The 26,315-nt window shown below is 65.6% G+C and carries 25 protein-coding genes, 4 tRNA genes and 2 pseudogenes; 12 read left to right on the plus strand and 19 right to left on the minus strand.

The window, feature by feature from the left end; all coding sequences use genetic code 11:
• Positions 1-170 precede the first annotated feature (170 nt).
• Positions 171-2,084 carry a 1-deoxy-D-xylulose-5-phosphate synthase gene (dxs, locus tag MB901379_RS08925; protein ID WP_158016290.1) on the plus strand — a complete coding sequence of 638 codons (1,914 nt, stop codon included), beginning with the start codon at positions 171-173 and terminating at the stop codon, positions 2,082-2,084.
• A gap of 213 nt (positions 2,085-2,297) precedes the next feature.
• On the opposite strand, the pseudogene MB901379_RS08930 reads toward dxs, so the two are convergent.
• The 4 genes and pseudogenes from MB901379_RS08930 to MB901379_RS08945 all read right to left on the minus strand — a co-directional run.
• Positions 2,298-2,662 (minus strand): annotated as a pseudogene (locus MB901379_RS08930) (PE family protein); the annotation flags it as partial.
• A gap of 98 nt (positions 2,663-2,760) precedes the next feature.
• Positions 2,761-4,080 carry a ribonuclease D gene (locus MB901379_RS08935; protein ID WP_158016292.1) on the minus strand — a complete coding sequence of 440 codons (1,320 nt, stop codon included), beginning with the start codon at positions 4,078-4,080 and terminating at the stop codon, positions 2,761-2,763.
• Position 4,081: 1 nt separating this feature from the next.
• Positions 4,082-4,716, minus strand: a pseudogene (locus MB901379_RS08940) (DUF3000 domain-containing protein).
• Positions 4,717-4,773: 57 nt separating this feature from the next.
• Positions 4,774-5,580, minus strand: a complete 807-nt coding sequence (locus MB901379_RS08945) for an enoyl-CoA hydratase/isomerase family protein (RefSeq protein WP_158016294.1) — start codon at positions 5,578-5,580, stop codon at positions 4,774-4,776.
• 110 nt (positions 5,581-5,690) lie between these two features.
• Here MB901379_RS08945 and hemE point away from each other — a divergent pair, with 110 nt between their 5' ends.
• Genes hemE through MB901379_RS08965 form a run of 4 tightly spaced genes read left to right on the plus strand, consistent with a single transcriptional unit; the run spans position 5,691 to position 9,572 of the window.
• Entirely contained in the window at positions 5,691-6,752 is a 1,062-nt protein-coding gene (hemE, locus tag MB901379_RS08950) for a uroporphyrinogen decarboxylase (RefSeq protein WP_158016295.1), read from the plus strand.
• Positions 6,749-8,125 carry a protoporphyrinogen oxidase gene (locus MB901379_RS08955; protein ID WP_158016296.1) on the plus strand — a complete coding sequence of 459 codons (1,377 nt, stop codon included), beginning with the start codon at positions 6,749-6,751 and terminating at the stop codon, positions 8,123-8,125. Before hemE ends, MB901379_RS08955 begins: the two co-directional genes overlap by 4 nt.
• A gap of 5 nt (positions 8,126-8,130) precedes the next feature.
• A complete protein-coding gene (hemQ, locus tag MB901379_RS08960) occupies positions 8,131-8,826 on the plus strand; it encodes a hydrogen peroxide-dependent heme synthase (RefSeq protein ID WP_158016297.1) in 696 nt (231 codons plus the stop codon).
• On the plus strand, positions 8,823-9,572 hold the full coding sequence (locus MB901379_RS08965) for a class I SAM-dependent methyltransferase (protein ID WP_158016298.1): 750 nt from the start codon (positions 8,823-8,825) through the stop codon (positions 9,570-9,572). The genes hemQ and MB901379_RS08965 overlap by 4 nt, the downstream gene beginning before the upstream one ends.
• Before the next feature lie 19 nt (positions 9,573-9,591).
• On the opposite strand, the gene msrB is transcribed toward MB901379_RS08965, so the two are convergent.
• Genes msrB through MB901379_RS08985 form a run of 4 tightly spaced genes read right to left on the minus strand, consistent with a single transcriptional unit; the run spans position 9,592 to position 13,799 of the window.
• Positions 9,592-10,026, minus strand: coding sequence for a peptide-methionine (R)-S-oxide reductase MsrB (gene msrB, locus MB901379_RS08970; RefSeq protein WP_158016299.1), 435 nt, complete (start codon positions 10,024-10,026; stop codon positions 9,592-9,594).
• On the minus strand, positions 10,023-11,345 hold the full coding sequence (aftC, locus tag MB901379_RS08975; RefSeq protein ID WP_158016300.1) for an arabinofuranan 3-O-arabinosyltransferase: 1,323 nt from the start codon (positions 11,343-11,345) through the stop codon (positions 10,023-10,025). The genes msrB and aftC overlap by 4 nt, the downstream gene beginning before the upstream one ends.
• A 19-nt stretch (positions 11,346-11,364) precedes the next feature.
• Positions 11,365-12,954, minus strand: coding sequence for an alpha/beta hydrolase (locus MB901379_RS08980; protein ID WP_158016301.1), 1,590 nt, complete (start codon positions 12,952-12,954; stop codon positions 11,365-11,367).
• A gap of 53 nt (positions 12,955-13,007) precedes the next feature.
• Positions 13,008-13,799 carry a pyrimidine reductase family protein gene (locus MB901379_RS08985; RefSeq protein WP_158016302.1) on the minus strand — a complete coding sequence of 264 codons (792 nt, stop codon included), beginning with the start codon at positions 13,797-13,799 and terminating at the stop codon, positions 13,008-13,010.
• Between the two features lie 33 nt (positions 13,800-13,832).
• On the opposite strand from MB901379_RS08985, the gene zapE reads away from it, so the two are divergent.
• Positions 13,833-14,888 (plus strand): cell division protein ZapE, encoded by a 1,056-nt coding sequence (zapE, locus tag MB901379_RS08990; RefSeq protein ID WP_158016303.1) that lies wholly within the window; start codon positions 13,833-13,835, stop codon positions 14,886-14,888.
• On the opposite strand, the gene MB901379_RS08995 is transcribed toward zapE, so the two are convergent.
• The 3 genes from MB901379_RS08995 to MB901379_RS09000 all read right to left on the minus strand — a co-directional run bounded on the left by MB901379_RS08995 (position 14,878) and on the right by MB901379_RS09000 (position 16,733).
• Positions 14,878-15,372 (minus strand): GNAT family N-acetyltransferase, encoded by a 495-nt coding sequence (locus MB901379_RS08995; protein ID WP_232022098.1) that lies wholly within the window; start codon positions 15,370-15,372, stop codon positions 14,878-14,880. The genes zapE and MB901379_RS08995 overlap by 11 nt on opposite strands.
• 13 nt (positions 15,373-15,385) lie before the next feature.
• Positions 15,386-15,910 carry a hypothetical protein gene (locus MB901379_RS24515; RefSeq protein ID WP_232022099.1) on the minus strand — a complete coding sequence of 175 codons (525 nt, stop codon included), beginning with the start codon at positions 15,908-15,910 and terminating at the stop codon, positions 15,386-15,388.
• 79 nt (positions 15,911-15,989) lie between these two features.
• Positions 15,990-16,733 carry a Clp protease N-terminal domain-containing protein gene (locus MB901379_RS09000; protein ID WP_158016305.1) on the minus strand — a complete coding sequence of 248 codons (744 nt, stop codon included), beginning with the start codon at positions 16,731-16,733 and terminating at the stop codon, positions 15,990-15,992.
• Positions 16,734-16,841: 108 nt separating this feature from the next.
• On the opposite strand from MB901379_RS09000, the gene MB901379_RS09005 reads away from it, so the two are divergent.
• The 3 genes from MB901379_RS09005 (at position 16,842) to MB901379_RS09015 (ending at position 20,025) form a co-directional block, all read left to right on the plus strand.
• A complete protein-coding gene (locus tag MB901379_RS09005) occupies positions 16,842-17,177 on the plus strand; it encodes a DUF732 domain-containing protein (RefSeq protein WP_158016306.1) in 336 nt (111 codons plus the stop codon).
• Between the two features lie 102 nt (positions 17,178-17,279).
• The gene (locus MB901379_RS09010) at positions 17,280-18,245 is read left to right on the plus strand and encodes an alpha/beta fold hydrolase (RefSeq protein WP_232022024.1); all 966 of its coding nucleotides are present in this window, start codon (positions 17,280-17,282) and stop codon (positions 18,243-18,245) included.
• A gap of 112 nt (positions 18,246-18,357) precedes the next feature.
• Positions 18,358-20,025 (plus strand): tetratricopeptide repeat protein, encoded by a 1,668-nt coding sequence (locus MB901379_RS09015; protein WP_158016308.1) that lies wholly within the window; start codon positions 18,358-18,360, stop codon positions 20,023-20,025.
• On the opposite strand, the gene MB901379_RS09020 is transcribed toward MB901379_RS09015, so the two are convergent.
• From MB901379_RS09020 to MB901379_RS09035, 4 genes are all read right to left on the minus strand, one after another.
• Positions 20,003-21,403 (minus strand): APC family permease, encoded by a 1,401-nt coding sequence (locus MB901379_RS09020; protein WP_158016309.1) that lies wholly within the window; start codon positions 21,401-21,403, stop codon positions 20,003-20,005. The genes MB901379_RS09015 and MB901379_RS09020 overlap by 23 nt on opposite strands.
• Positions 21,404-21,492: 89 nt before the next feature.
• Positions 21,493-21,567: transfer RNA gene (locus MB901379_RS09025), tRNA-Val, on the minus strand.
• A gap of 15 nt (positions 21,568-21,582) precedes the next feature.
• Positions 21,583-21,656, minus strand: a tRNA-Cys gene (locus MB901379_RS09030).
• 29 nt (positions 21,657-21,685) lie between these two features.
• Positions 21,686-21,758: transfer RNA gene (locus MB901379_RS09035), tRNA-Gly, on the minus strand.
• A gap of 170 nt (positions 21,759-21,928) precedes the next feature.
• On the opposite strand from MB901379_RS09035, the gene MB901379_RS09040 reads away from it, so the two are divergent.
• Positions 21,929-22,000: transfer RNA gene (locus tag MB901379_RS09040), tRNA-Val, on the plus strand.
• Positions 22,001-22,024: 24 nt separating this feature from the next.
• Here the strand turns inward: MB901379_RS09040 and MB901379_RS09045 are convergent.
• The 4 genes from MB901379_RS09045 to MB901379_RS09060 form a co-directional block, all read right to left on the minus strand.
• Positions 22,025-22,861, minus strand: coding sequence for a hypothetical protein (locus MB901379_RS09045; protein WP_158016310.1), 837 nt, complete (start codon positions 22,859-22,861; stop codon positions 22,025-22,027).
• Between the two features lie 127 nt (positions 22,862-22,988).
• A complete protein-coding gene (gene arsB / locus MB901379_RS09050; RefSeq protein ID WP_158016311.1) occupies positions 22,989-24,557 on the minus strand; it encodes an ACR3 family arsenite efflux transporter in 1,569 nt (522 codons plus the stop codon).
• Positions 24,554-24,844 (minus strand): ArsR/SmtB family transcription factor, encoded by a 291-nt coding sequence (locus MB901379_RS23975; protein WP_174237081.1) that lies wholly within the window; start codon positions 24,842-24,844, stop codon positions 24,554-24,556. The genes arsB and MB901379_RS23975 overlap by 4 nt, the downstream gene beginning before the upstream one ends.
• Positions 24,845-25,007: 163 nt before the next feature.
• On the minus strand, positions 25,008-25,469 hold the full coding sequence (locus tag MB901379_RS09060; RefSeq protein ID WP_158016313.1) for an ArsI/CadI family heavy metal resistance metalloenzyme: 462 nt from the start codon (positions 25,467-25,469) through the stop codon (positions 25,008-25,010).
• Between the two features lie 100 nt (positions 25,470-25,569).
• Here MB901379_RS09060 and MB901379_RS09065 point away from each other — a divergent pair, with 100 nt between their 5' ends.
• Positions 25,570-25,929 carry an Rv2640c family ArsR-like transcriptional regulator gene (locus tag MB901379_RS09065; protein WP_158016314.1) on the plus strand — a complete coding sequence of 120 codons (360 nt, stop codon included), beginning with the start codon at positions 25,570-25,572 and terminating at the stop codon, positions 25,927-25,929.
• A gap of 61 nt (positions 25,930-25,990) precedes the next feature.
• The gene (locus MB901379_RS09070) at positions 25,991-26,281 is read left to right on the plus strand and encodes a hypothetical protein (protein ID WP_158016315.1); all 291 of its coding nucleotides are present in this window, start codon (positions 25,991-25,993) and stop codon (positions 26,279-26,281) included.
• Positions 26,282-26,315: the final 34 nt, after the last annotated feature.

Here is a 26,315-nt window from a genome sequence, read left to right on the forward strand (position 1 = left end):
CGCAACTGTGCCCATGGTGTTCTTTCGCGTCGCGGGATCGTGCAGGACAACCAGACGCCGACCAGGCTTCCCGGCTCACCGGTCACCGACGCTATCAAGTGGCGGACTTACTCCGGCGGCAGAGGTCGATCGAAGGCGCCTAATGGGCGAACGCTGCGTACACTGGCGGGATGCTGCAACAGATCCGTGGACCCGCCGATCTGCAGCACCTTTCTCAGGCTCAGCTAGCTGAGCTGGCTTCGGAGATCCGCGAGTTCTTGATCCACAAGGTCGCCGCGACGGGGGGGCACCTGGGACCCAATCTTGGGGTGGTCGAGCTGACGCTGGCGTTGCACCGGGTGTTCGATTCCCCGCACGATCCGATCATCTTCGATACCGGTCACCAGGCCTATGTCCACAAGATGCTGACCGGGCGCGCTCAGGACTTCGAAACGCTACGCAAAAAGGGCGGGTTATCGGGCTATCCGTCGCGCGCCGAAAGCGAACACGACTGGGTGGAATCCAGCCACGCCAGTGCGGCGTTGTCGTATGCGGACGGTCTGTCCAAGGCGTTCGAGTTAAGTGGGCACCGCAATCGGCATGTCGTCGCGGTGGTCGGCGACGGTGCGCTCACCGGCGGTATGTGCTGGGAGGCGCTGAACAACATCGCCGCGTCGCACCGGCCGGTGATCATCGTGGTCAACGACAACGGACGCAGCTACGCGCCGACGATCGGCGGCGTCGCCGACCACCTGGCCACGCTGCGGCTACAGCCCGGCTACGAGCATGTGCTGGAAAAAGGCCGCGATGTGCTGCGCGCGGTGCCGCTGATCGGCGAGGTTTGCTATCACTTCCTGCACAGCGTCAAAGCCGGCGTCAAGGACTCTTTGGCACCACAGCTGCTGTTCACCGACCTGGGGTTGAAGTACGTCGGCCCGGTTGATGGTCATGACGAGCGGGCAGTGGAGGTCGCGTTGCGCAGCGCCCGCGGCTTCGGCGGTCCGGTGATCGTGCATGTTGCTACTCAAAAAGGGATGGGATACCCGCCGGCGGAGGCCGACGAGGCCGAGCAGATGCACTCCACCGTCCCGATCAACCCACTGACCGGGGAGGCCACCAAGGTGGCAGCGCCGGGCTGGACGGCGACCTTTTCCGATGCCCTCATCAGGTACGGCAAGAAACGGCGTGACGTCGTAGCGATCACCGCGGCCATGCCCGGCCCCACCGGGCTGACCGCGTTCGGGAAACGCTTCCCCGATCGGTTGTTCGATGTCGGTATCGCCGAACAACACGCGATCACTTCGGCGGCCGGGTTGGCGATGGGCGGCATGCATCCCGTGGTCGCGATCTATTCGACGTTTCTCAACAGGGCGTTCGACCAAATCATGATGGATGTGGCACTACACAGGTTGCCTGTCACCCTCGTGCTGGACCGAGCGGGCATCACCGGTTCGGATGGCCCCAGCCACAACGGCATGTGGGATTTGTCGATGCTGGGCATCGTTCCCGGCATCCGGGTGGCCGCGCCGCGCGATGCCACTCGGTTACGTGAGGAACTGGGCGAGGCGCTCGACATCAACGACGGTCCCACCGCCTTGCGGTTCCCCAAAGGCGATGTGGGCGAAGATATTCCAGCCGTCGAGCGGCGGGAAGGTGTGGATGTGCTCGCCGTGCCGGCCGGTGGCTTAAACCACGACGTGCTGCTGGTAGCGGTCGGCCCATTCGCGTCGATGGCGTTGGCCGTGGCCAAGCGGCTGCACAATCAGGGGATCGGTGTGACGGTCATCGACCCGCGGTGGGTGCTGCCGGTCTCCGATGCTGTCCGCGCCCTGGCGGTGCAGCACAAACTGGTCGTGACGCTGGAGGACGGCGGCGTCAAGGGTGGCGTGGGGTCAGCGGTGTCGTCGGCGCTGAGACGTGCCGAGATCGACGTGCCCTGCCGCGATGTCGGACTGCCGCAACAGTTTTACGATCATGCGGCGCGCAGTGAACTGCTGGCCGACCTGGGGTTGACGGATCAGGACGTGGCCCGCCGGGTCACCGGTTGGGTCGCCGCGCTGGGCGCTTGCGTCTCGGAAGCCGAGATCAAAGAACATCTCGACTAAAGTGCCGCTGATCTAGCTGCCGGCACGGTTGGTTGGACGGGTTCATCCGGCCTTACCGTCGGTGCCGTTCTGGCCGGGTGTGCCAGCCTGGCCGCCGGTGATGTCGGGACCGCCGTCACCGCCTGTGCCGGCAAGACCCCCGGCTCCGACGGGTGTTCCGGTGCCGCCCTTGCCGGCGTCTTGGCCAAGGCTGACGCCGGGTACCCCGTTGCTGCCGGCGCCGCCGGCCCCGCCGGTGCCCGCATCGCCGGTGTGGTCGCCGCTGTTGGTCAGACCGCCGGCACGGGTGCGTTGATCAGATCCAACACCGACTGCAGGGGTGTGGCGTTGGCCGCCTCCGCGCCGGCGTACATCTGTGCTGCGCGGGTCAGGTTGCGCACGAACTGGTCATGAAACCTCGCAATTTCGGTGCTCAGTGCCCGATATTGCTGGGCGTGGTTGCCGAACAGCGCGGCGATGGCCGCGGACACCTCATCGGCGGCAGCGGCCGCTATGGCACTGGTCGGGGCCGCCGCGGCGGCGTTGGCGGCGCTGACTACCGAGCCGATTTCGGTCATATCTGTGGTCGCCGCCACCATCTCTGGCGGCTGGGCGAATTCAGTGTTTGGAATTCCCCGCTGGGCAAGCGGGGCTTCGGGTAGCGAGCAACTGGCCTAGGCCCGCCTCCGACAAACCACTAACCAGGGCCGTTCTCACCATCGTTGTCCGCGGCGGCATCAAGAGCCCTGGTCAACGCGGTCGCGAGGATGGGGCACACGAGTTCGCGCTGCCAATCCCGCGCCTGACCGGCGCGCAAGAATTCGTCGACAATCTTCACCGGGTCCCCGGCGCTATCCGGTGCCCAATCCCAGCACAAGCGCCGTACCAGGTCGGGTGTGACCAGGTTTTCTGTCGGCACTCCCACCTGCTCCGACACCGCTGCCAGTGCCGCGCGGGCGGCCTCCAGTCGGGCGGCGGCTTCGGGTTTGCGCCTGCCCCAGCGTGCGGGAGGAGGTGGTCCGGTCGCCGGCTCGGCCACCTCCGGCGGCTGCGAGTTTTGCCTGGCCGTTTCCAGCGCCGCCAACCAGGTCGCCGCATTGCGGCGCTGGTTGCGCCCGCCAAACACCGGCAACGACACCAGGTCTTCGATCGATTTTGGGTCGGCGACCGCGGCATCGATGATCGCCGAGTCCGGCAAAATGCGCCGCGGTGCGATGTCGCGACGCTCGGCCATCCGGTCGCGTGTCGTCCACAGCTCGCGAACCGCGGCCAGCCCGCGCGGGTTGCGCACCTTGTGGATACCGGAAGTGCGTCGCCAGCGGTCCGGCCGGGCGGTCGCCGGGACCCATCGTGTCTCGAACGACCGCAGATGCTCGAATTCTTCGGCCGCCCAGTTCGTCTTGCCCTGCGCCGCCAACACCTCCGAAATGGCTGCACGCAGTTCAATGAGCAGCTCCACATCCAGGGCGGCATAGTTGAGCCAGGCAGGCGGCAGCGGACGCTTGGACCAGTCGGCCGCCCCGTGGCCTTTGGCCAAACCAAGGCCCAGCAACCGCTGGGCCATGGTCGCCAGGTTCACCCGATCGAACCCGGCCAGACGTCCGGCGAGCTCGGTGTCATAGAGCGCCGGCGGACGCATGCCGACCTCCGCCAGACAGGGCAGGTCCTGGTCGGCGGAGTGCAGGATCCACTCGCCAGTGTCGAGCACTTCTGCGACCGGCCGCAAGACGGTGAGCGGGTCGCCGCCATGGCTGACCGGATCGATGAGCACGGTCCCGGCGCCGGCTCGACGGATCTGGATCAGATAGGCCCGGTTGGAATAGCGAAAACCCGACGCCCGTTCGGCGTCTACCGCGAAGGGGCCGCTGCCGCGATCCAGGCGTTCTGCGGCGTCTTCGATCTGACTGGCGGTTACGGACAGCTCTGGTATCCCGTGCGCCGGACGCAGCAGCGGCGTCGGCTCGGGTTCGGTGCTGTCCGGCGGATCAGCCTCCGCAGGGGACAGATCTGGGCACATGTCAGGCGCGTGACCGTGAGCCCAGGTCGGTGACTCCGGCCGGCGGTAGGCCTGCGGCGTGCTCTAGCACGTCGCAGAAGGCTTCGACGTGGCTGCTCACATCGGGTGTGGTCGCCGTCCATGACGCCCGCAACTCGAGCTGGTGGGCGCGCGGCGGTCCGGAGATATCCCCATAACGCACCGATGTGGTGGCGGTGACGGTGCCGCCCAGGGCGGTCACGTGCTCGGAACGTGACTCCAGCGCTTCGCTTAGCCAACTCCACGCGACTTCCGGCAGCAGTGGGTCGATGGCCTCGTGCGAGTCCAGATCGGCCTGAACGTAGGCAACCAACCGGATGGTGCCGTCCCAGGCATCGGAGCCGTCGGGGTCGTAGAGGAGGATCAGCCGGCCGAACGCGTCTCCCTCGGATCGCTCGGGGACAACGTCGAGCTCAGGATGTTTCACCTCGGCGCCCAGCGCATAGCTGTACGGCGCCAGCCGTTGCGGCGGGCGGATCGGGCCCAGCTCGATTTCCGATCGCACGGTCACAGCATTCATGGCCGCTACCGCCTCACGGAATGGGGTGGGTTCTGCTGAGGTCACGAGCGCCGCTCCTCCTCGTAGCTGCGCTCCGCATCGTCGTCGGCGCGGGTCACAGATTTCGACGGTAGACCCATCGGCCGACACGCGGGAACAGGCGCGCCGAACCTTGCTCAGCTGTCGGAACCGTGGGTGAACCGCGCTGGGCGCTTCTCGCGGTGGGCGGTCAAGCCTTCCCGCACGTCAGGGCCGCCGAACCCGATAAATTCCAGGCCTAGCGAGGTCTCGAAGGCGGGGCCGAACATCCGATACCACTGATTGAGGCTGCGCTTGGTCCAACGGATCGCATCTTGGGCACCACCCGCCAGATTCTGCGCGAGGCGGGTCGCGGTGGCGAGCACGTCATCGTCGTCGACGCAGGTCGACACCAGTCCGATGCGTTCGGCCTCTTCGCCGGAGAGCGTCTCGCAGGTCAGTAGGTAGTACTTGGCTTTGGCCATGCCCACCAGCAGCGGCCAGCAGATCGCCGCGTGGTCGCCGGCGGCCACCCCGAGCTTGGTGTGCCCGTCGATGAGTTTTGCCGTTCGGCCCGCCACCGAGATGTCGGCGAGTAACGCCACCACCAGGCCGGCACCCACGGCTGGGCCGCGAATCGCCGAAACCACCGGCTTGTCCAGGTTGACCAGGTTGAGCACCAGGTCACGGGCCTCGCGCATGATGCGGATCCGGCCCTCGTAGTCGCCGATCGTTTCGTCGATCAGGTCGAAGCTGCCGCCCGAGGAGAACGCGTTGCCGGCGCCGCGGACCAGGACCACGCGTACGGCAGGGTCGCGGTTGATCACCGGCCAAATGTCGGCGAGGTCGCTGTGCATTTGCGGCCCCACCGAGTTCAACCCGGGTGCATCGAGCACCAGATCCAGCACCCCATTGTCGTTGGTCTCGCAGCGAAGGCTCGGAAAGTCGTCGTAGGTGAGTGGCATCGGCGCTCCTGAGGTCCCTGGTGGCGTTGGTCCGCGGGTCGATGTTACGCAGCGGTGGGATCCGACAGCGGGGCCCGCCGGGGGATCGACGCATGGCAGCATTGAAGCCAATGAGTACCCGTCGCGAGCTTGCGCAGTCGCCCTATCTGGCCGCTGTGACCGGCCGCAAACCCAGCCGGGTGCCGGTGTGGTTCATGCGGCAGGCCGGTCGCTCGCTGCCCGAATATCGGGCGCTGCGTCAACAGTGCAGCATGTTGGCCGCGTGCTTCGAGCCGGAACTGGCCTGCGAAATTACGCTGCAGCCGATACGGCGCTACGGCGTTGACGCGGCGATCCTGTTCTCCGACATCGTGGTGCCGTTGCGTGCGTCCGGCGTGGATTTGGACATCGTTGCCGATGTCGGACCGGTGATCGCGGACCCAGTCCGTACCGACGGCGATATCGATGCGATGAAACCTCTTGACCCACAAGCGATTCAGCCAGTGATGGCGACGGTTGAGTTGCTGGTCGATGCGTTGGGTGAGGTGCCGTTGATCGGTTTCGCCGGTGCCCCCTTCACCATGGCTTCCTATCTAGTGGAGGGTGGGCCCAGCCGCCACCACGCGCTTACCAAGGCGATGATGCTGGGCGCACCGACGAGCTGGCATGCCTTGATGAGCAAGTTGACCGACCTCACCATCGCGTTTCTGCGCTGCCAGATCGATGCCGGGGTAGACGCCATTCAGGTGTTCGATTCATGGGCGGGCACACTGTCGCTGGCCGACTACCGCCACTACGTGCTGCCGCACAGCGCCCGGGTATTCGGCACGTTGGCCGAACATGGTGTGCCGATGACGCATTTCGGGGTGGGCACCGCCGAACTGCTGGGCGCGATGGCCGAGGCCATCAAACCGGCACCGGCGGCCGTCGTCGGCGTGGACTGGCGAACGGCACTGACCGATGCCGCCGCCCGGGTCCAGCCCGGCACGGCCCTGCAGGGCAATCTCGACCCGGTGGTGCCACTGGCGGGCTGGCCGGTGGTGGAACGTGCAGCACGGGCCGTCGTCGACGACGGGCGCCGTGCCGTCGACGCCGGCGCGGCCGGACACGTCTTCAATCTTGGCCATGGAGTGCTGCCACAAACCGATCCCGGCGTATTGGCCGATCTGGTGTCGCTGGTTCACTCGCTATGACCACGCGCTCGTATTGTGTTGTAGGAGGCGGAATCTCGGGACTAACCGCGGCATATCGGTTGCGGATGGCGCTCGGTGCGGATGCGGCGATCACCTTGTTCGAGCCCGGCGACCGGCTCGGCGGGATACTTCGCACCGAGCGGGTCGGCGGGCAAGCGATGGATCTGGGCGCTGAGGCCTTTGTGCGGCGGCGTCCCGAGGTACCCGCGTTGCTAGCCGAGTTGGGCCTGGCGGAGCGCCAACTCGCCACCACCGGCGTCCGACCGCTGCTCTACAGCCAGCAGCGACTACATTCCCTGCCCACCGGCACGGTGGTGGGCATTCCGTCCTCGGCGAGGGCCCTCACCGGTTTGGTCGACGACGCCACGGTGGCACGCATCGAGGCCGAGGCGGTGCGGCCGCTGCGCTGGCAACCGGGCAGCGATCCCGCGGTGGCCGAATTGGTTGCCGAGCGCTTCGGCGAGCAGACCGTGGCTCGTTCGGTGGATCCGCTGCTGGCCGGAGTGTATGCCGGCTCGGCAGCGACGATCGGATTGCGCGCGGCCGCCCCCAGCGTGGCCGCCGCCCTCGACCGCGGCGCCGCCACCCTGACCGACGCGGTGCACCAGGGGTTGCCACCGGCCGCGGCCGGGCCGGTCTTCGGCGCGATCGAGGGCGGCTACCAGGTGCTGGTCGATGAGTTGGTGGCGCGCGCCCGGCCGCGATGGGTGCCCGCGGCGGTGACCAAACTTGAACCGGGGTGGGTATTGCACGACGACACCGGCGCTCGCTGGGATGCCGATGCGGTAATCCTCGCGATTCCGGCGCCACGCCTTGCGCGCTTGGCGCACGACGCGGCTCCGCGCGCCTGCGCCGCGGTGCGCCGGATCAGGAGTGCCTCAGCGGCGGTGGTGGCGCTTGCGGTGCCCGCCGACACCCCATTTCCACAGTGCTCTGGTGTGCTGGTGGCTAGCGGTGAGTCCTTGCACGCCAAGGCGATAACCTTGTCGTCACGAAAATGGGGTCAGCCCGGCCCCGAGTCGAACGTCCAGCTGCTGCGGCTGTCCTTCGGACGATTCGGCGACGACCTCGCGGAGCGTGCCTCCGATGACGAGTTGGTCACCTGGGCGCTCGATGACCTGGCGACCGTGTTCGGCCTGACCGTGTGCCCGGTCGATTCTCGGGTTCAGCGCTGGATCGAGGCGATGCCCCAGTACGGTCCTGGACACGCGGATCTGGTCACGCAGTTGCGCGCGAACCTTCCCCCGAGCTTGGCCGTTGCCGGCAGCTACCTGGACGGAATCGGCGTGCCGGCCTGTGTGGCGGCGGCGGGCCGGGCGGCCACCGAGGTCCTTGAGGCTTTGGAAGGCCCTGCCACTCAGGTGGCACGATAGAACCCATGGCACGCCTCGATTACGACGTCCTCAACGCGACCGTTCGGTATCTGATGTTTTCGGTGTTCTCGGTGCGCCCCGGCGAACTGGGGGATCAACGGGACGCGGCGATCGACGACGCCGCGACGTTCTTCAAGCAGCAGGAGGAACGCGGAGTCGTGGTGCGCGGCCTCTACGACGTTGCGGGCCTGCGGGCAGACGCCGACTTCATGATTTGGACCCATGCCGAGCGCGTGGAGGCGCTGCAGTCGACCTACGCCGACTTCCGCCGCAGCACCATCCTGGGGCGCGCCTGCTCGTCGGTGTGGAGCAGTGTGGGGCTGCATCGGCCGGCGGAGTTCAACAAGAGTCACGTCCCGGCGTTTCTGGCCGGTGAGGAGCCCGGTGCCTACATCTGTGTCTATCCCTTCGTGCGGTCCTACGAGTGGTATCTGTTGCCCGATGAGGAGCGCCGGCGCATGCTCGCCGAGCACGGCATGGCCGCGCGCGGCTACAAGGACGTGCGCGCCAACACCGTTCCAGCGTTCGCGCTGGGCGACTACGAGTGGATCTTGGCCTTCGAGGCGCCGGAGTTGGACCGCATCGTCGACCTGATGCGCGATCTTCGAGCCACCGACGCGCGGCGTCACACCCGCGCGGAGACACCGTTCTTCACCGGGCCCCGGGTGCCGGTCGATCAGTTGGTGAGTTCGCTGCCATGACCGCGCCCGACCCGACCGATCCCACCCGTTTTGAGGAGATGTATCGCGACGACCGGGTGCTCCACGGTCTTCCGGCCGCCACGCCGTGGGATATCGGCGGCCCACAGCCGGTGGTGCAGCAGCTCGTCGCGGTGGGTGCGATCAAAGGTGAGGTGCTCGATCCGGGTACCGGGCCAGGTCATCACGCCATCTACTACGCGGCCAAGGGCTACTCGGCCACCGGCATCGACGGATCCTCGGGCGCTATCGAACGTGCCCGGGAGAACGCACACAAGGCCGGGGTCTCGGTGAATTTTCAGGTGGCCGACGCCACCAAGTTGGCCGGCCTCGACGGCCGGTTCGACACCGTGGTCGACAGCGCCTTCTACCACACCTTCGCCGCAGCCCCGGAGCTGCAGACGTCTTATGTGCAGGCGCTACGACGGGCTACCAAGCCGGGAGCACGGCTGTATATGTACGAGTTCGGAGCTCATGAGGTCAACGGATTCTTCATGCCGCGGTCGCTGTCCGAGAACGATTTTCGACAGGTGCTTCCCGCTGCCGGGTGGGAGATCACCTATTTGGGGACGACGACCTATCTGGTCAACCTCAGCGTCGAGTCATTCGAGCTGATGGCCGCTCGCAATCCCGATCTGATTGATCGGGTGCACAGTGTGCTGGAACGTTTCCGGTTGATGCAACCGTGGCTGGCGAACGGCAGGGTGCATGCACCGTTCTGGGAAGTGCATGCCACGCGGGTGAACTAGGCGAGCACGGCGCGAGCCGCTAAGACCCGGTGGGGACCAGGCGCAGCGAGATCGAATTGATGCAGTAACGCAAGTCGGTTGGCGTGGGATAGCCCTCACCGGCAAACACATGACCGAGGTGGCTGTGGCAGTTTGCGCATAGCACCTCGGTACGCAGTTGCCCCAGAGAATGGTCGGGCCGCAGAATGACCGATTCCGAGGTCGACGGGTCGAAGAACGACGGCCAGCCGCAATGCGATTCAAACTTCTCGGTACTACGGAACAACTCGGCGCCGCAGGCCCGGCATTGGTAGACACCCTCAGTTTTGGTGTCGGTGTATTCGCCGGTGAAGGGACGCTCGGTATCGGCCCGGCGCAGCACGTCGAACTCCTGCGGGGTGAGCTTCTTGCGCCATTCGTCGTCGGTGAGTTGCAGCTTCGGACGTTCTGAGTTCGCCTCGGAGGAGGAGGTCATAAATCCACGCTAGCGCGCTGCCGTGCGGCCGTCAGCCATGCCGGATCCAGACCGCCGTCTAGTCGGTTTTCCGCCTTGGCGTCCAGATAGCGGAAGTACAGCACGGTGAACGTCACGATCAGCAGCAGCGACCACCCGTAGGTGATCTTCAGGTACTCCAGGGCGCGGCCCCACCTCATCCAGTTGAACAGTAGCCAGCGGTCCAGCGTCAGAAAGCCATAAACTCCCAGCCACGCGGGCCAGTTGCGGATTACCGAGTTGGGCAGCACGACCGTCATCAGGAATGGGAACAACATCATCGAGTAGTAGCCCTGGGCCAACGACATCACGAGCCACGACCACAGCAGCAGCACGCCGGAGGAGGTGGTGAGCCAGAACAGCGGGTCGCGGGTGCGGTAGTAGCGGTACAGCAGCCACAAGCTGCCGACGGCAATGGCCGTGAACAGCAGTCGCAGGAATAGGATCAGCCAGGTTGGCAGGCCGAAGTACACCCCGTTGCCCTCGATTGAGCTGTTGAAGTAGTCGCGGGTGCCCAGGATGTACGGCAATGTCCGAGTGAAGAAGTCCATCGGATGGCTCAACAACGGTAATGCGGCCAGGTTGATGACGACCGGCACCGCGATGGCGCCGGTCAGCACCCGCCACTGGCGATTGAGCAGAGGCAACAACAGCAGTGGGCCGAGCAGCGGTTTGAGTACCAGCGTCAGCCCGATCGCGAGACCGGCCCACCACTGATATCGGATCCCGTCGGCTTTGGAGCCGGCCAGCAACCAGCGCAGGAACAGTACCTCAAGCAGCAGAATGCAGCCGTTGATATTGGTGAACACCAGTGTGTTGGTTACGGTCTCGGTGCAGAACATGGCCAGCAGCAGGGCCGGCGCGGCAACCGAGGCCAGCGTGTAGTTGAACATCCGCAGCAAGAGGTACCAGGCGACCAGGATGGCCACGGTGTTGATCAATATGAACAGGTAGCGCGACGGGGCGAATGGTAGGTATCCAAACGGCGCCATCAGCAGCGTGCCGCCGGGCGGGTACAGGTAGTGGGGGTCGACGTAGTCGAAGTGTTCGTTGTAGATGTCCCAGCCGTAGCGGAAGTTGAGCACCGCCCGGTACACCGGTTTGAAGTCGTCGGTGATGTTGCCGTTGGTGGTCAACACGATGCTGCGGTGCAGGACCGACAGGATGGCCGCCGGCCAGAGCACCGAGCGCAATACCGATGCCGTGCTCGGTGCGGCGGTGCGGGGACGGAATGCGGCCTGCATGCAATCGCGCAAGCTGGTTCGGGTCGAGTCAGCTACCGTCACCAGCGCACCGTACACCGGTGCAGCTCGGCTGGTGTCAAGCGGGACAGTAGGTGTCGGTGCCGGGCAGCTTGCCGTCTTTGAGATAGCCGATCAGCGGCGGCACCGCGCAGGATGAATAGATGCTGGCGCCGTGGCCGATGCCCTGCCACATGACCCGCTTGCTGGCGGCGTTGGCGTTGATGATGGTCGCCGCCGTCTGGGCCACCCCTTCGGTGCCCACGATCGGGTCATGTTGCACACCCAACAGCACGACGTCCACCTTGAGTTCCTTGGGCGTCTGCGGCGGCGAACCACTGGGCCAGTGCACACATTTGACCAGATTGAGCGCGGCGACCGTGCCGAACTGGGGATACAGCTTTCCCCAGGCGACGACGAGTTCGCGGACCCGGTCTGGGGTGGGACGGTTGACCGCGTCGCTGCATGAGCTGACGAACTGGCCGTCGGTGTGCTGCAGGGCGTCGGCGCGGTTGATCAGGTTGGTCAGCTGATTGTTGTCACCGGCGCGTGCGGCCGCCAGCGCATCGGCCAAGTTAGTGGTGGTGGTCACCCGGTCGCTGATTGGGAAGCCAAGCGCGGTGGTGATGGCGTTGGCGATCGACGCCAGCGAATCACCGCCGGGCCCGTCGCCGGAACGCGCGGCGTTGAGCAGCGCGGTGACGGCCCCCTTCGGGTCGGAGCCGAGCGCGCAGTTGACCGCGACGCATTGGGCGGCGAACGCGTCCAGCGCTGCCTGCTGACCTTTGACCCGTTGTTCAGCGGCGGATTCGGCGCTGACCCCCAGGGCCACCGGGGAGTCGAGGATCAGTCTGGCGACCTTGTCCGGGCGCGATCCGGCGTAGGTCAGGGCCACTTGGGCGCCGTTGCCGATGCCGAGCAACGCCAGCGCCGGCACGTCCCAAAGATTGCGCAGGCGCTCGATATCCGAGGCCGCGTGTCCGTTGTCGTAGGCGGAGTCACCAGGCGCGATGGCGTCGGTGCAGTCGGTGGTGGCTTCGTTCGAGATGTTGGACAGGTTGGCCACTGGATCGTCGCCGGTTTGAAACTGCGACTGATCGCGCATCTCGTCGCGCTCGAAGTGGTCGCGGCAGTCGATCGGGCTCGACATGCCCATGCCACGACGGTCGACGGCGACGATTGGGTTGCTACGGAGCACATCGGCACCCGCATGCGAGAGCCAGACCGGCAGCTGCGTCGACGACGGTAGGTCGGAGCCGGTGGTGAAGACCAACGGCCCCGCGTCGTCCGGAGTCTGACTCGAGCGGGCACGCACGACGCCGATGCTGACCGATCCGGAGCCGCCGTTGACCGGATCGAGGTCATTGTCGAAGGTCGCGCATTCCAGTTTGATGCCGGGCGCGGTGGGCACTGCCGCGTCCGCGTAGACCTGCGACGTGCAGTCGTGCCACGACAAGTCGTTCTTGGGTTTGGCGATCGGCGGCGGACCGCTCGGCGGTGGGGTCGTGGTGGCGGCGCCCTGTGGTCGGGCACCTGATTCGGTGGCAAAACGCGGGTTGGCGCCCAGGACCGGAACGCAGCCGGCCAGCGCGGTGGTCACCGAGCAGGCCAACGCGACCAGCATCGTGGCGGACCTCAAGTGCCGACTCATGCCGACAACAGTAGCCACTGCGGTTGGCTAGGGTGCGGGCCGTGCGGCGGGCGGGCGGGCGCGTCGCCCGCTCAGGCTCGTGGGTAACGGACGTAGCGGGTGTAGAGGTACCCGGCGTCGTCGGTGAGCACGTGGGCGCAATGCATTCGGGTCTGCAATTGGCCTGGGCCGGTCGCAATCCGGCGGGCCAGCCCGCCGACCATGGCGGGCGCAATCGTCAGGCACAGCTCGTCGAGCAAGTCGCGTTCGATGAACGATCCGAGCAGCATGGGGCCGCCTTCGGTGAGGATGCGGTGCATTCCCCGGTCGGCGAGCCTGGCCAGCAGCACCGCTTCGTCGACCTCGCCGGGATCGTTGCCGGAACAGTCGACCACTTCGGCCAGGCCGGTCAGTTGCCGGCGCGTTTCAACCGCAGTTGCCGCGGTGGTGAGCACCAGCGGTGGTACCTCCGTGCGGGTGAACGCCGGCATATCTCGGGATAGGCGACCCGACTTGGTGACGATCGCCAGCTGCGGGATTTCGTTTTGGCCGCGGGCTTGTCGCTGCCGGCGTTCGGCGGCACCCAGCTGCGCTCCGGAATAGCCCTCGATCCGCACGGTGCCCGCACCGACCACGATGACGTCCGCCAGCGAACGCAGCATGACGAAGACCGCTCGGTCGCCAGGACCGGCCAAGCCACCGCTGGTGCCGTCCGCGGTGGCACCGCCATCGATGCTGCTGATGAAATTGGCCCGTAACCAGGTCCCCACCACGTCCGCCGGATACCCGTAGAGCTCGGGGAGATCGCCGTCGTCGACTGGGTGTTGGGATCCGAGCAGCGTCAGGCTCGGGTCGGTGGACCGGCCGGCGGCTGGATCAGGCACGAATTGATTGCAACACGCCGCTACAGTGCCAGCATGCACGGGTCCACCTCTGCGGATTTCCTCGAACCGGTGGGACACCTGGTGGATCGGCATCCGTCAGTGTCACCGGAGCGGCTGATCGCCCAATTGCTGCCGCCCCCAACTTTCGCCGAGGTGCGTTTCGCAAGCTATCGCCCCGATCCGGACGAACCGACTCAGGCCGCTGCCCTCGCGGCCTGCCAGGAATTCTGTCAGCAGGCAGTGCAGCGACGGGCCGGCCGCAAGAGGCTGTTCGGCAGGCGGGAGGTGTTACCCGGTGTCGGGCTCTACCTGGATGGTGGCTTCGGCGTGGGCAAAACCCACTTGCTGGCGTCGGCCTACTTTCAATTGCCCGGGTTGGGGCCGGACGCGCCGGAGCGCCCCAAGGCGTTCGCCACGTTTGGAGAGTTGACGCAGCTGGCCGGCGTATTCGGTTTCACCGAATGCATCGAATTGCTGGCCAATTGCACGGCGTTGTGCATCGACGAGTTCGAGTTGGACGATCCCGGCAACACCACGCTGATCTCACGCTTGTTGTCATCTCTGGTTGAGCGCGGCGTATCGGTGGCCGCCACTTCGAACACCCTGCCCGAGCAGCTGGGCGAGGGCCGCTTTGCCGCTCAGGACTTTCTGCGTGAGATCAACACGCTGGCAAGGATTTTCACCACTGTACGGATCGAGGGTCCGGATTACCGGCATCGTGACCTGCCGCCGGCGCCGCGGCCGTTGTCCCACGATGAAGTCGCGACTCGCGCCGCGGGTGTGCCGGGTGCGACCCTCGATGACTTCGACGCCCTGTGCGCTCACCTGGCCACCATGCATCCATCGCGGTATCTGACGCTGATCGAAGGCGTCACCGCGGTGTTTTTGACCGGCGTGCACGGCATCGATGACCAGAATGTAGCGCTGCGGCTGGTGGCGCTGACCGATCGCCTCTACGACGCCGGCATCCCCGTGGTGGCTTCCGGGGCCAAACTGGACACCATATTCAGCGCGGAAATGCTTGCCGGTGGTTACCGAAAAAAGTACCTCAGGGCCACGTCTCGCCTGTTGGCGCTGACTAGCAACTGATCGGTCGACTCAGGACGTAGTCGTTCTCCACGTGGTCGCCCAACTGGAACGTCCTGGTGCCCCTTATCTTGAAGCCGCACCGGAGGTAAAAGCGTTGTGCGCGTTCGTTCTCCTGATTGACTCCCAGCCACATACTGCCTGCGCCCCAGGTAGCGGCCGCAGCGAGCGCGGCGTCCATCAAGGCGCTGGACGTGCCTTTGCCGTGGAAGTCGGGTAGCAGGTACAGCTTGGACAGCTCCGCTGAGCCGCTTTCTGCTGCGTCGCGAACGAGCATGGCGTATCCAATGATCCGGCCGTCTGCCCGGGCGGCGAGTACGACGTATCGAGGGTTGCTCAGATACTCGTCGAAGCGGGTGACCGACAGGTGGGCCTCGATGAACGAGGCGACGTGTTCTGCGGCCACCGATGCCGGACAGGCCAGGGGAAAGGTGCGTGCGGCGACGGCGGCCAGTTCGGCGGCGTCGAGGGGGTCGGCCGCGGCGATGTCCACGGTCAGCTCAGAGGTTCCACTGTGCGAGGTGTTGTCCGGTCTTTCGGTCCAGCAGGACGACGACCGAGACGGGGTCACGGTAGGCGTCCCAGTACACACCGCCGCGGACAATTGAGCCCTGTGGTGCATTTCCCAGCGCGGCATCTAGCCAATCGGGCGCGTCGCACGCCCGTGGCTTGTACGCGTCGGCGAACGGCGTGACGCCGTCGAAGCTGAAATTGGTTGCCATGATGAAGGAATTGGGCACCCGCACCGCTCGGACCGTCACGTCGGCGCGGTTAACCGAGCTGCCGGGGAAGCTCTTCACCGGAACGCCGCTACGCGTGTAGCCAAACCCCGGCGGCGGATCGACCGGCAGCACGCTGCTCACGGTGACGTCTGCGACGTAGGTGCCGGTATCGACCCGCAGTGTGTCACCGATGTGGCCGATGGGCGCGTCACCGGCCCACGCGCGGGGGGTGGCCGCGGCTAGCCCCAGGACTCCGGCCGCGGCGACGAGGAAGGTGGTAACGACGATCAGCCAGCGGTGCATCTTTGCCTCCTCGGCTCCCTGTTCGGGGACCTTCGCATGATTACACATGCCGCAACGACAAGGGGAGGGGTTGGCGGGGTCAGGTCGGGGCGGGACCGCTCGTGTCTACCTCGCCGCTCAACGATTTCAGCGCGCTATCCAGATCGGCCTCGACGCGTGCCTTGTCCACTCCGGAGGCGCGTAGCGCTCCGGCGCCGTCTTCCAATTCCAGCAGTGCCAGTAGCAGGTGTTCGGTGCCGATGTAGTTGTGGCCCAGCCGTAGGGCTTCGCGGAAGGTCAGCTCCAGCACCTTGCGTGCCGGCCCGCTGAATGGGATGAGCTCGGGAACTTCGGTGGTGGCCGGGGGCAGCTTGACCGCGCCGCGCAGGGCCTCGGGGTCGATCTTTTGCATCTGAAGTAGCACGGTGGCCAGCGCGGCGGGGTCACTGAGCATTCCCAGCACCAGATGGTCGGGGGTGATCTCGCTGTTGGACGCCTGGTGCGCGGCATTTTGGGCCGCGACTACCGCATTGCGGGCTCGTGGCGTGAACCGGCCGAAGCCCTGACTGGGGTCCAGGGTGGTCGTCGCGGCTTTGGGGACGAAGCGCTTTTGGGCCGCCTGCTTGGTGACGCCCATGGCCTTACCGATGTCGGTCCAGGACGCGCCAGAACGGCGCGCCTGGTCAACAAAGTGCCCGATCAAGTGGTCCGCGACCTCGCCGAGACTCTCTGCCGCCAGGACAGCGTCGGTGAGCTGGTCCAGCGCGTCATTGTGCACCTGCTTGATCGCGTTGATCAGCTCGTCGAGGCGGATGGGATAGGCGATCTGCGTCGGTTCCACCATGACGTCAACAGTAGGTTGACGGCCGCGCGCGTGTCAACCTTGGGTTGACGATCTTGTGCCGCCGTACGGGGTGCGGGGTCGTCGCTGGTCTGGGACGATCGGAAGGCTATGAAGCTCTTGCTTGCGGTGATCGCAGTGACTGGGGCGGTTCTGTCGATCGGGATGGCTGTGCCCGCGCATGCCGATGGCATCGATGACGAATTCCTCGTTGCGCTCGGAAAGGTCGGGATCACCTATCCGGATCCGGCGCGGGCGATCGCGGCGGGCAGATGGGTATGCCAGCAGGTGAGCAATGGGACTCAGACAATCGATGTCGTCAAGCAGGTGCAAAGCTTCAACGCTGGACTGCAAGGCGACAGCGCCGCCAAGTTCACCGCCATTGCGGCCAACGCCTACTGCCCGACAGTGCTGGCCACTAGCGGCGGGCAAGCCGGCCCGGGCTAACCACCGCGGTCGACGGCCGCAGTTGACTGCCGAATGCGGATAGGTTCGGATGGATTCGGATTGTCGACGAGACGGCGGGGTAATGCGTCCGGTGGAGGCTACGTGGTGAGACCAGGGCCGGCCGCGGCTGTTGCACTAGTCGGCGCGACCTTGGCGGGCTGGGGTGGTGCGCGGGCGTTGGTCGCCTGGATCCAGCGGAACCCGGACCCATATCCGCGCGAACGCCTCATTGCCGAGCCGCAGGGCGAGCAGGTCGCCGTAACCCGCCCAGACGGTACGGTGCTGCACGCGTTGGTTGCCGGCCACGGCCCAACGGTGCTTCTCGTGCATGGCTACACCGCCGGCCTGTACGAGTGGAACATTGTTTGGGATAGCCTGAGGGACAAAGGGTTTCGCGTTATCGCCTTCGATCAACGCGGTCATGGGCGCTCGACGCTGGGCTCGGACGGAATCGGGTCGCGGCCCATGGCCGCGGATCTGGCTGCGATCGTGCGGCACTTCGACATTCGAGACGGGGTGCTGGTGGGGCATTCGATGGGAGGATTCGTCACGATCCGCGCCATGCTCGACCATGTCGACCTGGCGGGGCGGTTGCGCGGGCTCGTGTTGTTTGCCACTTGGGCGGGACGTGTCCTGGACGGTGCGCCGCAGAACCGACTGCAGATCCCCCTGTTAGAGCGCGGCATCCTGCAGTGGTTGTTGCGCAGCAAGACAATTGCCGTGTTGTTCGGCGCCGCACAATGTGGGGCGCGTCCGTCGCCGGCGATGATCTCGGTGTTCGTCGAGTTGTTCAACCGGCACGTCGCCAAACACGGGCCACTGCTGCCGATAGTGCGAGCGTTCGCGCGCGAGGACCGCTATCCGCGTTTGGCCGAAATTGCGGCACCGACCGTGGTAATGGTCGGCTCGGCCGATCGCACCACACCGCCCAGCCATTCCCAGCGACTCGCCGACGGCATACCTGACGCGCGGCTGGTCAGAATATCCGGTGCCGGGCATCTGCTGAATTGGGAAGCGGTCGACGATCTGATCGACGTCATCGAATCCTTTCCGGCGCAGCGGGTTTGAGTGGGGTTCCCGGCGCCGAGTGTGCATTTCGCGACGTGACACGCCGTGAGGCCGTCGCCGGATTCACACTCGGCGCAGTTCCGGTGCGTGCGCGCGGGCTAAGGTGCGAGGCATGACTGCCGGCGAGCGGTATTTCGACCTCGGCTCCTACCACCGGGCGGTCGACACCCCTTCGGAGCAGGCGCAGGCCTGGTTGGACCGGGGAATGGTGTGGGCGTATGCGTTCAACCATGAAGAGGCGATCCGTTGCTTCGAACGGGCCCTGGAACTAGACCCCGGCTTGGGTATTGCCCGGTGGGGGATCGCCTATTCGGTCGGGCCCAACTACAACAAGCCGTGGGTGTCATTCGATCCGCGTGAATTGATGTCGGCGCTGACCCGCGCGCGCAGGGAGCTCCAGCTGGCCGCGAAGTGCCGGGCCGGCCCGGTTGAGCAAGGTCTCATCGCCGCGCTATTGGCCCGGTTCCCCACCGACGACCCGGACGACACGGATGCCCTGCGTGCGGGTCTTACCGCATATGCCGACGCAATGATGGAGCTGGCCGCGGCGTATCCGCACGACGTCGACGTGCAAGCGCTGGCCGCCGACGCGCTGGTCAGCGTCACGGCGTGGGCATTGTGGGACACCGCCACGGGTGAGCCGGCGGCGGGCTCACGCGTGATCGAGGCCAAGCGAATCCTTGATGATGCGCTCGCCACGCCCGCGGGGCGGGAACACCCGGGGATCTTGCACTTGTATCTGCACACCATGGAGATGTCGGCCACGCCGGAAGACGCCTTGCCGGCGGCGGATTTGTTGCGTGGCCTGGTGCCCGATGCCGGGCATCTGCAACACATGCCGAGTCATATCGACGTGCTCTGCGGTGACTACCGCAGCTCGGTGTTGGCCAATCTCGCAGCGGTACAGGCGGATCGGGATTTCGTCCGGCGCGAAGGTCCGCTGAACTTCTACTCGCTCTACCGGGCGCACGATCTGCACTTCATCGTGTATTCGGCGATGTTCGAAGGGCGGTCGCAGATCGCGTTGCAGGCCGCCGACGAGCTGGCTAGTCAGCTCAGTGCCGAGCTGCTGTCGATCGAATCACCGCCGATGGCCGATTGGCTCGAGGCGTTCGTGCCGTTGCGTACTCACGTGCTGGTGCGGTTTGGCCGGTGGGACGAGCTGATCGCACAACCGTTGCCGGAGGATCCAGACCTGTACTGCACCACCGCGGCGACGATTCACTACGGACGCTGCGTCGCGCTGGCGGCGACCGGCCAAATAGCGCGAGCACATGCTGAGCGTGCGGCATTCACCTCGGCTTATGGCCGGATACCGGGCTCCCGGTACCTGTTCAACAACACCAGTCGAGACATCCTGGCCATTGCGGCGGCCATGCTCGACGGCGAGATCGCCTACCGTGAAGGGCGCTACGACGAGGCGTTTGGTCACCTCAGGCGCTCGGTGCAGCTCGACGATGCGTTGCCCTACGACGAGCCCTGGGGATGGATGCAGCCCACGCGGCACGCGTACGGGGCCCTGCTGCTCGAACAGGGCCATGTCGAAGAGGCGGCGGCCGTATATGCCGCCGATCTGGGTCTGGACCCCACCTTGGCCAGGCCTTGTCAGCACCCCCGCAACGTGTGGAGCCTGCACGGGTACCACGAATGTTTGCAGCGGCTGCACCGCGCGGCCGAAGCCGTGATCATCGGCCAGCAGCTCGCGCTGGCTGCCGCACGCGCCGATGTGCCGATTCGCGCGTCCTGCGCATGCCGGGTTACCGCGTGCTGTGACGAGTGATGGTGCCGCCGTTTAGGCGCGGCGGCAACCTGCGCCGAGCTATCAGGTAGCCGACGGCCGCCGCGGTGACGAGGCTGGCGCCGATTGCGAGGTCCCTAACCTGCTGGGTGCCCAGCGTCACGACGATGCCCGCGATCGCCAGCACTGGCGGCAGCGGCCACAGCGGCATCCGAAAGGGGCGGGCGACGTCGCGGTCCCGCATGCGACAGACGATCGCTGAAACCGCTACCAGCAGATACACAATTGCAATGACAACGCCGGTAAACGTGATGAGCTTGTGTAGTGAGATGAATACACAAAGCAAGCCGTTGCCGACAAACAGAAACAGGAATCCGCGGACCGGGACCCTGGATTTTTCCGACAGTCGGCCGAAGAAGCCTTGCAGCTGCCGCGGGAGCATCCCATCCCTAGCTGCGGCGTAGTAGACGCGGGCATAACCGAGGTTTGCCGCCAGCCCGGTGTCGAACATCGCCACCACCACGCCGGCCACCAACAGTGTTGCGCCGGTCGGGCCCATCATTTGGCGGGCAAGCAATTCCACCGGAGAGCCAGCGGCGATGGTGTTGGGAACATCGCGGATAGCCAATGTTGCGGCGATGACCGCGACACCCTCGAACACAATGGCCAGGACCGCGGACAACACCACCGCGCGCGGAATCGCAGATCGTGACCCCGAGGTCTCTTCGGAGAAATACAGCGGCCAGTCGTAGCCGTTGAACGCAAACAGCGCCGGGCCCACCGCGGCGAAGATGCCGGCGATGCCGACACCCACGAGGGCACCGCCGGGACCGAGTGTCACCGGCTCGGTGAACGGGTTCGTGGCGTGGGACACGTGACCCAAGGCCAGGACCGCGAAGGCGATGATGACCGCCAGTTCGAGGACAAGGATGACCGCGATTACCCAGCTGGCCGGGGCGATCTTTCCGACCGAAAGGGCCGTAATGAGGGCCATCATCGCAAGCGCCAGCCACTGCGCCGGGATGTCGCTACCGATCAGCAACGACAGATACGTCGCCGCGGCAACCAGGATCGCGGCCGTCGACACCACGCCGAGAAGCAAGAACAACGCGGTGGTGGCGCCGCCCCAGACCGGACCGATGGCTCGGCGCACGATCGTGTAGGCCCCGCCGGCAGAGGGAAATACCGAGCCCACCTCCGCGTAGCACAGCGCCATGCACAGCGCAATCGCCGAGCCGATGACAAACGCCCACACGATTCCGGTTCCCGCGATCTGTAATCCGTCGCCGTAGATCAAAAACACCGATGTGGTCGGCGAAATCGCGGAGACGGCGATCGCCAGGACATTACGCGGCCGGAGGGCCGATGCCGCCAGTGCTGCGGGCGGCGGGCTGGATTGCCGTTGTGGCCCTACTGGCATGGGAACTACGCACACCTCCGCAACGGAGACGCACCCGTCTCTATCGTTGATGAGTAGTTCTAAGTACTAGTTCTGAACTGCGCAAACTCTGGTGCGCGATACTGGGATTGAACCAGTGACCTCTTCCGTGTCAGGGAAGCGCTCTCCCGCTGAGCTAATCGCGCTGGGAGTTGAAAATCTGGAGGTGGAGACGGGAATCGAACCCGTGTGCACGGCTTTGCAGGCCGTTGCCTCACCACTCGGCCACTCCACCGCTGGGGATTGATGCCACTTGCACCTTCGAGCGGATGACGGGATTCGAACCCGCGACCCTCACCTTGGCAAGGTGATGCGCTACCAACTGCGCTACATCCGCGCGCAACGGGCGAGATCGTCGCCCGGTGCGAAGGACGACATTAGTCCACGTGAGCGCGCCCACACAAATCTCCAGGTTCTTTGGGGCGCTTCAGCTATGCCTGGCCCAGGTTGCGCGTTTGGCGTCGGTGAGCATCGTGCTAGTCTTCGACCTCGTTGCCGCTCGGCATCGGTCCCGTGGCTCAGTGGGAGAGCGTCCGCTTCACACGCGGAAGGTCGCTGGTTCGATCCCAGCCGGGACCACCCATCAGATCCGCTGATTTGACGTCACGGGGTGAGGTAACCGCTGACTCCGACGGCGAAGGTAGGACATTTGGCGCCGAAGAGGTCGACGGTGAAGGTGACTTTTCCACCTGGGGCGACCACATCGTCCGGCTCAGCGAACGCGTCCGCCTCGCTCAGCAACTGGTCGCCGTCGAAGCAGTAGACCGAAACGGAGAATGGGCCCTCGGCGGACTTCCCGGTGCCGTTGACGGCCGATCCGGCGATGGCGTCGGCCGATGCCTTTGCTTCGGTGACCTTGAGCGGTGCCGTGCCGGAGAAGTCCTCGTCGGCCGTGGTGCTGTTTACGGTGAACTCGTACTTGGCGCCCGCGGGTGGCGATGGCGAGCGGTCGTCGAAGTAGATGAACGCAAGACCCACTTCGCCGGACTTCAGCCGAGCGGGGATGGTGCCTTGACTGCTGCCGGTGGCGACGATCGAGCCCTCGCTGCGAGCGGCTCCGGTCCAATCTGCGACTGCGACTGCCTTGCTGGTGTTGTTGCGGAAGGCAAACGGGAGCTTGGCCGAGCCGCTTTCATGCATGGTCAGCGGACCGATTTGGACGACCGACATCGTATTCGGCTCCCCGTCAGGGAAGCTGGGGTTCGCCGAACCAGCAAGCAGACCACTGGCATTGAAGGGCAGCGGATCGGCGGTCCATGCCGACGTGGCGGTGGCTCCGTGCGACGACGAGGCGCCATGAGCGGGTGCGTGGCCCGTCCGACCTGACCCGCCACAGGCGACGAGCAACAGCAACAGGGCGCCAGAAGCGGCAATGCGAAGCAGTTGCCCGGGCCGGACAGCGGCGGCGGCGCGTCGCGGTCTGCCCGTGGGCTGGCTCATCGACAGGTCTCCTTGGCGGGCGATTTCACGCTCTAGCCGGGTTAGCGATCCCGACAAAACGTAGCAAACCTCCCCGCTGGGCGGACCGAATACGTTTGACCGCTCGAATTTTGGGTGGTCGATATGGTTAGCGGGATCGGTGCTGGGGGCCCGCGCGCGCAACGGAATCGAACTCGGCTAATCCATCTAGTGCCGGCTCGGGATTGGTACTCAGCAACTCGGCGATCAGGGCTTGCACCCGCTCACCGATTTCGTTCCGGATGGATCGGACGACTTCGAGCGGTTGGCCGGCGGGGTCGGCCAACTTCCAGTCGCGATAGGTGACGTCGGGAAAGTAGGGGCAGGCGTCGCCGCATCCCATGGTGATCACCACGTCGCTGGTCTGTATCTGTTCCCCGCTGAGGACTTTGGGGGTGTAGGCGGTGATGTCGATGCCGACTTCGGCCATCGCGGCCACTGCGACCGGGTTGACTCGGTCGGCGGGTTCGGTGCCGGCCGAGCGGACGTCGATACGATCACCGGCCAGATGGCGCAGCCAGCCGGCGGCCATCTGGGATCGTCCGGCGTTGTGGACGCAAACGAACACGACGCTGGGTTTGCCTGCCGCGCTGCGCGGCGGCCGGGGGATTGGGCCGAACAGGCGCTCTCGCAGCGCTAGGGACACATACACGAGTCCCACCAGCACCGGCACTTCGATCAGGGGACCGACGACGCCCGCCAGCGCCTGCCCCGACGTCGCACCGTAGGTGGCGACCGCGACCGCGATGGCCAGTTCGAAATTGTTCCCGGCCGCGGTGAACGCGAGGGTGGTGGTGCGCTCGTAGCCCATCCGCAGGGCAGCGCCCAACACAAAGCCGCCGCCCCACATGATGGCGAAGTAGGCCAGCAGCGGCACCGCGACGCGCGCGACATCCTGGGGGCGACTGGTGATCTGGTCTCCCTGCAGCGCAAACAGGATCACGATGGTGAACAGCAGACCGTAGAGCGCCCACGGTTCGATTTTGGGCAGGAAGCGGGATTCGTACCAGTTGCGCCCCCTGGTCTTTTCACCCAACCGCCGGGACAGGTATCCGGCCAGCAGTGGGATCCCCAGGAAGATCAGCACCGATTTGGCGATCTGCCACGGCGAGGCGGCGATCGCCGTCTGCTCGAGGTGTAGCCAGCCCGGTAGCACCGACAGGTAGAACCAGCCGAGCACCGCGAACATGGCCACCTGGAAGATCGAGTTCAACGCGACGAGCACCGCGGCCGCTTCGCGATCCCCGCGCGCCAGGTCGTTCCAGATGATCACCATGGCGATGCAGCGTGCTAACCCGACGATGATCAAGCCGGTGCGGTACTCCGGAAGATCCGGCAGCAGCAACCAGGCCAGCGTGAACATCAACGCCGGGCCCAGCACCCAATTGAGCACCAGGGAACTGATCAACAGCTTGCGATCTCCGGTGACGCTGTCCAGGCGGTCGTAGCGCACCTTTGCCAGCACCGGGTACATCATGATCAGCAACCCCAAGGCGATCGGCAGTGAGATCCCGTCGATCTGAACCTTTTCCAGTGCGGTGTTCAGACCGGGAATCCACCGCCCCGGTAGCAACCCGGCGGCCATCGCCAGGCCGATCCACACCGGCAGGAACCGGTCCAAAATGGGAAGTTTGCCCACCACCGGCGGCGCGGTTCGGTGGACCTTTACGGCTGTCATGCGGGTGCCCCCGCCGTCGGCGCGGTATCGGCCTGAACGCTAAGCAGCGTCGACAACGCGTTCAGGGCGGCCGGTACCACCGCGTAATACACCCAGGAGGCACGGCGCTGCGAGGTAAGCAATCCCGCGTCGCGTAGCACCTTGAGGTGGTGCGAAATCGTCGGCTGGCTCACCTCGACTCGGGCGGAAATGTCGCAGACGCAGGCTTCGCCGCCGGCGTGACTGGCCACCGAGCTCAGTAGCTGCAGGCGCACCGGATCGGCGAGCGCCTTGAAACGAGCCGCCATCTCGATCGCAGACGTCGCATTCAGCGGTTCACGCACCAGCGGGGCTGCGATGCAGCAGGGGGCAGCGGGGCCACATTGATTAGACACACGTCTATATTGATGAATATCAAATCCAATGGCAAGTGGGACGCCCGGTTGGTGCGCCCCACTCGCCACGGATCGCTCAGCAGCAGGCGGTCGCGGCCGCGGTCTGTCCGCCACAGCACGCGGGCGTTTCATTCGGACCGTCGTCGGGATGTTGGGGACTGCTGCCAAAGGTTTCCGAGTCGGCAAGCACGGTATAGACCTCCCAGCGTTCCCCGCCGGGGCCGGTCACCCACACTTTGTCCTGATTGGCATAGCAACACGTCGTGTTGATCTCCTCCTCGGTCACCAGCCCGGACCCGGCCAGCCGGGAGATCTCGTCATGCACGGTCTCGCTGTCGACGACCTCCACGCCAAGATGGTTGAGGGTGCCGCCGGCACCAGGGTTTTCCAGCAGCACCAGCTTCAGTGGGGGATTGGCCACCGCAAAGTTGGCATATCCGGGCTTGCGTTTGGCCGGCTCGGCATTAAACAGCTTGGAATAGAACGTAATTGCGGATTCAAGGTCATCGACGTTGAGTGCAAGCTGAACACGGGACATGGGGAGACACTCCTATTGGTTAGACATATATCAAAGTGGCGCCGGGACCCAGTGTGCCACCTTTTTGATATATGTCAAGACATCTGGCAGACTGGACGGCGTGCCCAAGACGTTGCCGGTAATCGACATATCCGCACCCGTCTGCTGCGCCCCGGTGGCCGCCGGCCCGATCGGCGATGACGATGCCCTCGCGGTCGCCCTGCGGCTCAAAGCCCTGGCCGACCCGGCGCGGGTCAAGATCATGTCATTGCTGTTCAGCTCGTCGACCGGTGAAGAGGTAAGCGGCGATCTCGCCGCGGCGCTCAACCTCAGCGACGGCACCGTCAGCCATCACCTGACGCAGCTGCGAAAGGCGGGTCTGGTGACCTCGGAGCGCCGCGGCATGCACGTCTTTCATCGCGTGCACACCAAAGCCCTGCAGGCGCTGTGCGCCGTGCTCAGCCCCGACTGCTGCACCTGAGCTCAATGGCATACCGTCAGCCTTAGCAGGTCGTCGGACAACGCGAAAAGGACGGCAAACGATGAGCTTTTCCGAGGGGATCGGCATACTCAAACTCGAATGCCCGCAAGGCCATCCCGTTGGCAGAATCGTCAAGGAGGCCGCGCATCAGGCCGTCCAATACGACCCGGGGGCCCAGGTTGGCCCACGCCGATTCTGGCCGGATGACGACGGGCAGGGGCAGTTCAAGGCGCACTGTCGGTTTTGCGACAAACCGGTGGGGGACTCGATTACGAGTCTGCAACACAAGTCCGCTGAATTGCTCGCCGACCCTGGCGAGATGTACGGAACCGCCACGCTGTCTTTCCTCTAGCTTTGGCGGCCACGCCGGTGAGCGGACTAGGGTT

Source organism: Mycobacterium basiliense, from assembly GCF_900292015.1.
GTDB classification, from domain to species: Bacteria; Actinomycetota; Actinomycetes; order Mycobacteriales; family Mycobacteriaceae; genus Mycobacterium; species Mycobacterium basiliense.